This window comes from Aminivibrio sp., from assembly GCF_016756745.1.
In the GTDB taxonomy this organism is placed as follows: Bacteria; Synergistota; Synergistia; order Synergistales; family Aminobacteriaceae; genus Aminivibrio.
Map to the genome: position 1 here is coordinate 1 of NZ_JAESIH010000096.1, position 4,143 is coordinate 4,143.

A 4,143-nucleotide genomic window follows, 5' to 3' on the forward strand; every position below is an offset into this window, starting at 1 on the left:
TGCTTCCGTCATCGGCGGCGGAAAGAGAGCTGCCTTCCGGACCCTTCCAAGCGGACGCGGCGGCGGTGACGCGCTGCCTGCACTCGGCCCTGGAATCCTCGATCACGGCCGTAACCTCGGCCATAACCACGTTGGCTGCCACGCCACCCTCGAGGGAGGTCACCTTCATTTCGCCCGATGGGGCGAAGGGCAGGGAGACCGTGTAGGTGATGATGCCCTTCTCGGCATAGATGATGGGGTACTCGGCGTCGGGGGTAAACCCGGCGATGGGGAGCTCTTCTCCCACCTCAACGTACCGCTTCATGCACTTGCTGCCCTGTTCCTCGTTGGTGCCGAAGATGACCCGGACCCTCCGCTTCAGCTTCAGCCCGGCGTCGAAGATCGCCTTCGCGGCGAAGAGGGCGATTATGACAGGCCCCTTGTTGTCGAGGACTCCCCGCCCCCAGACCATGCCATCCTTGAGCTCACCGCCCCAGGGGTCCACAGTCCAGCCCTTTCCCTCGGGAACCACGTCCAGGTGGCCGAGGACGGCCACCATCCCGGCACCTTCGCCCATCTCGGCCCAGCCCGCCACGTTGTCCACGTTCTTCGTCCGGAACCCCATTTTCTCAGCGAAGGCGAGGGTCCAGTCGAGACATTTTCTCGGGCCCTCCCCGTAGGGGGCTCCTTCCGCAGGCTCGCCGCCCACGCTCTTGATGCGCACGGCTTCCCGTATGCCGGCCACAAGTTCATCTTTCATCGCATCGATTTTTTCCGACAGCACGAAAATACCTCCTTGATGGGGGGTGGTCATTCCCCGCCTGTTTTTTTCAGCAGTTCCCTTCCGGCGATCTGGACCGGATCCCAGGCCATGGAGAAGGGAGGGGCATATCCGAGGTCGAGCCCGAGGAGATCGTTCACCGTCATTCCCCCCGCGAGGGCCGTGGCGATGATATCCACCCGTTTCGCCGAGCCCTGGCCGCCCACGATCTGCCCGCCGAGCAGTCTGCCCGTACCTTCCTCACCCACGAGCTTCACGTGCATGGTCTCCGCTCCGGGGTAGTACCCCGCCCGGGTCTTGGTCCGGATGACCGAGGAGACAAACCGGAAGCCGTTTTCTTCCGCTTCCCTCTCCGTCAGCCCGGTCCGGGCGACTTCGAGGTCGCAGTGCTTGCTCATGGCGGTGCCGTAGACGCCCCTGAAAGCAGCCCGGCCGCCTCCCATGGAGATTCCGGCCACCCGCCCCATCTTGTTGGCCACGGTGCCCAGGGCGACCCAAAAGGGTTTGCCCGTCAGAAGGTGGGTGGTGGAAGCGCAGTCTCCGGCGGCCCAGATTCCGTGACGGGATGTGGCCATGGTCTCGTCGGCGAGGATGGAATCCCGGACGGACAGGGTCAACCCCGCCTCCGCGGCCAACCCGGAGTTGGGGCGGACGCCGAGACCCATGATCACCATTTCGGTCTCTATTTCCCCCTGTTCGGTGATAACCGACCGCACCCGGCCTCCTTCGGTGCCGAAGCCGACCAGGCCTTCGCCGAGGCGAAGCTCCGTCCCTATACTGCGGATCGCGGAGGCGATGCGTTCCGCCATGTCGGCGTCGAAGGTGTTCATGACCTGGGGCGACTTGTCAACGAGGGTCACCTTCATCCCCCGGGCACAGGCGAAGGCCTCGGCCATCTCCAGGCCGATGTAGCCTCCCCCGATGACCACGGCGTGCCGGGGCTTGATTTCGTCAACGTAACGCCGGGCGGCAATGCCGGTCTCAAGGGTGCCGAGGGTGAAGATCCCCTCCGCTTTCGCCCCCTCCACCGGGGGCACCGCCGGACTCGCCCCCGTGGCGATGAGCAGTTTGTCCCAGAAATCCCGGAATTCCCTTCCCGACTCCAGGTCCCTCACCAGCAGGGCACCCCTGTCAGGGTCGATGGAAAGCACCTCGTGGCGGATGTTCACTCCTATGTTCTGCTTCTGCATGAATTCCTCAGGCGTCCGGACCACAAGCCTGGATGCCGGCTCCACGAGCCCGGCGACAAAGTAGGGTATGCCGCACGCGGAATAGGAAGAATAGCCGCTCCGCTCGTAGACGACGATGTCCGCGCCGGGAAGCCGCTTGCGGACCTGCCCGGCGGCGGACATGCCCGCAGCGTCGCCGCCGATGATGAGAATCCGTTCTTTTGCCAATTCCTTCACCTCCCCGGGAACGCCCGTGTCAGGTATTTTTTTTCTCCCCCATTATACCCGAGCGGCGGAAATCGGGGGTTTACAGGAGATTCTTCCGCCGGTAGACCGGTTCGGAGAGAGCCCACATGGACGGCCACGCCCGAAGGAGGAGCAGGCCGATGACGATGCTGACCGCCCCGCCCGCGAAAAGGGTGGCGGGTGCGCCGATATGGGTGGCCAGCCATCCCGCGTTCAGGCTCCCGATGGGGGTGATGCCCATGGCACAGACGATGAAAAGGCTCATCACCCTGTTCCGCTTGTCCTCGTCCACCAGGGTCTGTACAAGGGTGTTGCAGGAGACCATGGTGGACACCATGAAGAACCCGAGGCAAACCATGAGGGCCAGGGAGAGATAGAAAATTCTTGAAAGGGAGAAGGCCGACATGGAGAGGCCGAGGAGAATGCACGACACCGCCATGATCCTGCCGAGCCCCACGGGGGTTTTTCTCAGGGCGAGCCTGACCGACCCCGCCAGGGCGCCCAGCCCGGTGGCCCCCATGAGGAAGCCCAGGGTGCGGGGACCCCCGCCGAGGATTTCCCGGGCGAAGACAGGAAGGAGGACCATATAGGGGAAGGCGAAGAAGCTTACCAGGGCGATGGCCCCGAGGTAATTCCGCACTGGGAGGAAGGAGGCCACGTACCGGACACCTTCCTTCATGCCGTCGAGGACGCTCTTGCGCACCTGGTCCGTTACGAGGGGCTTCCGAAACCTCATCAGGAAGAGGGCCGTGAGGGTGGCGGAATAGGCAATGCCGTTCAACAGGAAACAGATCCCCTCCCCGACCATGGCAATGGCTATGCCGGCAACGGACGGCCCCACGAGTCTGGTGACGTTGAAGAGGGTCGAGGTGAGGGCGATGCCGTTGCCCAGGTCCTTCTCGTCCTCCACGAGGCGGATTGTGAATCCCTGCCGGGCGGGGACCTCGAAGGAATCCGAGGTGCCGATGATGGCGGCCAGAATGAGAATATGCCAGTATTTCACCACTCCCGAGAGGGTCAGGGCAGCGAGGGTGAAGGCATGGAGCATGCTGACGGTCTGGCAGATCATGATGACCCTTCTCAGGTTCCGCCCCTCGAGAAAGGCCCCGTTGAAGGACCCGAAGAGCAGCACGGGGATCTGCGTAATGAAGTCCACCGTCCCGAGCAGGAGCGGAGATCCGGTGATCCTGTAGACGAGCCAGTTCATGGCCACCCGCTGCATCCAGAGACCTGACAGAGAGACGATCTGCCCCATGTAGAACAGGCGGAAGTTTCTGTGCCGGAAGGCACGAAAGAGGGTGCTTTTTTCCCAGTCAGGCATGACGACGGATTATCCTTTCCAGACCGCGCGGTATTTCTTGAGGAACCGGACCGGGTTGTAGGATTCCTTGGCCTGCCTGATGCCTTCCTCTCCCATGTCCTGCTCCCTGTTGACCCAGGTGAAATCAGGACAGGAGTGCTCCAGGAAGGCCCGGTTGATGGCCTGGTACACGCCCTTGTAATCGGCAAGCCCCTTTTCGAAGTGGATCACCACCATGTCCTCCGTCATGGGTTCCCCGACGGAGTAGGCCACCATGTAGTCCCCCACGTAAAGGGCGCCGCACAGCAGACCGGGAAGACGGTCCCAGTTCTTCAGGACCCTGGAGATGGCATGGTTTTCCGCCCGGAGACCGGGGATATCGTCGCAGCTCTTCCATTCGCACCAGAGCTGCTGCATCTCGAGAATGCCGTCCACGTCCTCCCGGAAGAGTTTTTTATATGTCGATTCGTAGTTCTTGTGGAACTGCATCCAGAGATTCTTTTTCTTGTGGAACCGGTTCCCCCTGAGGGAGATGAGCTCCTCCACGGAGTAGACGTATTCCCATTCGGACCGCTGGTCCTCCAGGATCATTCGTTCTCCGAAGCGTTCCGACCACAGGGCGGCCAATTCCTCGGGCACCCTGTGGAACTCCGCCCCTTCCGGGAAAA

Annotated in this window: 4 protein-coding genes; all 4 read right to left on the reverse strand. The window is 62.5% G+C overall.

Translation table 11 applies throughout. From position 1 onward, the window contains the following. The coding region (locus JMJ95_RS13780; protein ID WP_290686503.1) for a Sapep family Mn(2+)-dependent dipeptidase at positions 1 to 763 on the reverse strand (763 nt) is incomplete at its 3' end. Positions 764 to 789: 26 nt separating this feature from the next. Next, positions 790 to 2,157 carry an FAD-dependent oxidoreductase gene (locus tag JMJ95_RS13785; RefSeq protein WP_290686506.1) on the reverse strand — a complete coding sequence of 456 codons (1,368 nt, stop codon included), beginning with the start codon at positions 2,155 to 2,157 and terminating at the stop codon, positions 790 to 792. 79 nt (positions 2,158 to 2,236) lie between these two features. Continuing rightward, a complete protein-coding gene (locus tag JMJ95_RS13790; protein WP_290686510.1) occupies positions 2,237 to 3,496 on the reverse strand; it encodes an MFS transporter in 1,260 nt (419 codons plus the stop codon). A gap of 9 nt (positions 3,497 to 3,505) precedes the next feature. Beyond that, positions 3,506 to 4,143 (reverse strand): phosphatidylglycerol lysyltransferase domain-containing protein (locus JMJ95_RS13795; protein WP_290686512.1); only part of this gene is annotated, 638 nt, incomplete at its 5' end.